A 3,240-nucleotide genomic window follows, 5' to 3' on the forward strand; every position below is an offset into this window, starting at 1 on the left:
GAAGCGCCGCCGCTACCACTTAGCGGTGCTGGATTGTTTGGTGGTGGACGAAAGGTGACAGCATAGCTGGGCTGGAGTGCAGCATCCAGAAGTCCCACCGCCAGAATCATTCCCGTTTTAATAAGGAAATTACATTTCATTGTGTGGTCTCACTTTCAAGTGGGGAAATAGAGTCGTTCGGAACACACTTACATAATGACTCTGAGGCTCTAGCCTAGAAGGTGTGTTAGGAGTACCCGATTGAGGAAGACTCCTATTTCTATCTTAGTAAAATTAGTCACTCCACGGTGCCGTAGTTTCTCGTACATAACGCAAAAACGCTACCGTAATTTCACGGCTTTCTTATAGCCAATTGCCAACCAAAACGTAAGCTGACCAGAAGAAGGGATCACGATAGAGGGGGTTAGCTAAGAAAGACTGTTGGGCTCTGCGCAATGCCTCAGCTTTGGTGATTCCAGGAGCTTCTAGCTGGCGATAAAATTCTGTCATCAGTTGAGCGGCAGCTTGATCTTTGACCGGCCATAAGGTTGCTAGGGTGGAACGGGCTCCCGACTTAACGGCCAAGCCTGCTAGACCTAATACCGCTCGATCGTCGCCTGCTGCTGTATCGCAGGCACTTAGAACCAATAGTTCGATGGTTTCTGCCTGACTGTTTTCTCGATTTTGTAGCAATTCAGACAGCTCCCAAATGTTGATTTGTCCATCCCAAGTCAATAAAAAGGTGTCATTTTGGTTGGAACTGAACTGTCCATGAGTTGCCAGGTGAACAACATTAGTTGAGCTTTGTTGTAATTGTTCAGCGATCGCTGCTTTGGTAAAGGCTTGATTGAGCACCACAGGCGCTGCCAGTAATTGGGCAATATCATTGACCTCTGACTCTACGGCTGGCAGAGCGCTAAAAGGGCCACGAGCCTGACTGATCCCCCCAATCATTGCATGAATGTATTGTTGATTCAGGGGACGGGCTGCCATGAGTTGCAAGCCTGGAGAGAGAGCTACCGCATACTTTTCGATGATGTATTGCTCACCATCATGGAGAACCGCCATTGGCACATTGCGCAGCAAACCATCCAAAACGAAAACCAGGGTTTTTGTTTCAGTGAGCAGGTGATTAGTGGCGGCTGGACGCAATAACCAATCGTAGAGCTGCTGTGAATAAGGCAAATGTTCTACCCGATCGGCGGAGGGATGGAGGGCGGTTAGTAAAGTGTGTAAGGTATTTTCGACTTCGGATTGACTGACATCGCTGCTGTAGTAGTGCAGCGGCTGACCCGCCATGGAGACAATAACCGCCAGACGGTCTGGCAAAATAATTGGATAGACAACCGTGGCGCTCTGATCAATTTGGTCGATTTGTTCTGGTTGGGCATCGAGACAGGCTTGTCGCAAGAAATTGTCAAGTTCTGCTAGCTGCAGCCCTTCAATCAGCTCTCTTGCCTGGGTCAATGAACTCTGGCTGGGGTTGCCCTGCAAAAGTAGTTCCACCAGTTCTCGATAAACGGGTTCAACGTTTTCTCGAAACGAAAACTGAATTTCTGGGTTAATTGCGACTAAGTCTCCTCGCAATGACTTTAAGGCTTTGACGGCTTCTGTGTAGACAGCGATCGCTTCTGGATACTTGTTTTGCTGCTTCAGCAGTTGACCAAGTTGGCCAGCCGATTGGGCAACGAGATCTTCGGCTTGGCTATGACGGGCGATCGCCAAAGACTGCTGCGTCAAGTCAATCGCTTCCGGCCACTGTTGGGTTTTTCGATAGAGGAGTCCCAGTTGACGTAGGGCATGGGATTCCGCTCGGGGATCTTGCAGCGTTTTTGCTGATTGAATAGAAGTTGCCAGCAGTTGAGCCAAGACTTGAGGCGACAACTGATTATGAGAAGCCGAAACTGGGGTTAAGATATGGGCAAAGTTTACAGCCGCATAAATAGAATCTCGACTGGGTGGTAGCTCAGTGAGTTGCTGGTGAATCGTAGGAATGAGAGTTTCTACCTGTTGCCACTGGCTTTGCTGAACCGCCAACTGCAATTGACTCAAGCGGGCCTGTAGCTGATCGATAGGCGTTTTGGCCGCTTGCTCTGCTGCTTCAAAGTAGGCGATCGCGGTTGTCGGATCATCTAATTCAGCGGCAAGCTTACCAATATTTAACAGCGTAGAACTTAGCTCGTTAGTGGCTCCCAGTTGCTTGGCGATCGCCAAGCTTTGCTCTAGAACGTCATAACTACTTCTGATATCCCCAATCACCTGCAAAGCTCTGCCCAGACTCCTCAAGCCGCTGATTTTGAGATCTGAATCTGGCATTGTGGCCAGTTGTTGATTGAGATCTTCTAAACGTTTTCTCGCTTGCTGATAAAAACCTAAAACTTGCAGCGCTTGGGTTTGATTAATTTGGCTCCCCAAGGCTCCCCATTCATCCCCAGCTTGTTCGTATAAAGCTTGAGCTTGCTGCCAGGTTTCTAAAGCCGTTTCAGCTTGCCCCTGATGGAGTAGCAAACTAGCTTGTGTGTTCAGCGCTTGGGCGCGTAAAATTGAGCTAGCTGGCGGATGGGTCTGCTCTAAAAGTTCCAGGCTGCGAGTAATAGCTGTTTGAGCATCGTTCCACTGGCTCAGTTCTTGATAAGCCGAGGAGAGATAGTTTAAGGCCAGTGCTTGCTGCTGAGTTTCTCCGTTGGCGGCGGCAGCGGCAACGGCTGTTTGCCAAGTGGCGACGGCTTCAGCAAATTGGCCTGAGGTATAAAAAGTTCTGCCTGTTTCTAGCAAGGTAGCAACGTCAGGGGCTGTAACCAATAACTCAGGACGAGAACGCAACGACAAGTCTGCATCAGGATGCAGTAATTGAGCTGTTGAGGTTGCGCTGACAGCGGTAGGTACCAGGGTCAAGCCAATACCTAAAAGGACTAAGATTAAAATTTTCCAAATTTTTTTCATAGCAACTCAGCTGAGACACCGTTAAAGAGAGTGGTTCAAGTCAAGCTTTAGGGAGAAGGGGGGGGAATACTGGCAGCCGAGCAGGTCGCATAGTTAGCAACCGCGCCGGGAAACCTACTGGTAGAGGTAGCAGTCACAAGTTCTACTTGCCCTGCTGAGTTTCTTACCCAGCCGTTGGTTTCAACAATTGGCGAAGCAGTAGATGGTTCTAGTAACGTTTCGGAAAGTGGCTGTGAAGTTTCAGTCCCAAACCCGGAGAGGTCACGCAGGTCGCTCCAGGGGCGATCGCTGGCTACCTGCTCACTGGGATTAATGGGG

2 protein-coding genes are annotated in these 3,240 nt (G+C 49.4%); both read right to left on the bottom strand.

The features are described from left to right. Positions 1–342 precede the first annotated feature (342 nt). Positions 343–2,922, bottom strand: a complete 2,580-nt coding sequence (locus tag ACTS3T_RS19355; RefSeq protein ID WP_377968248.1) for a CHAT domain-containing protein — start codon at positions 2,920–2,922, stop codon at positions 343–345. Positions 2,923–2,969: 47 nt separating this feature from the next. After that, positions 2,970–3,240 (bottom strand): hypothetical protein (locus ACTS3T_RS19360; RefSeq protein ID WP_462935411.1); only part of this gene is annotated, 271 nt, incomplete at its 5' end.

It is taken from the genome of Almyronema sp., from assembly GCF_052168255.1.
In the GTDB taxonomy this organism is placed as follows: domain Bacteria; phylum Cyanobacteriota; class Cyanobacteriia; order Phormidesmidales; family Phormidesmidaceae; genus Sphaerothrix; species Sphaerothrix epifaneia.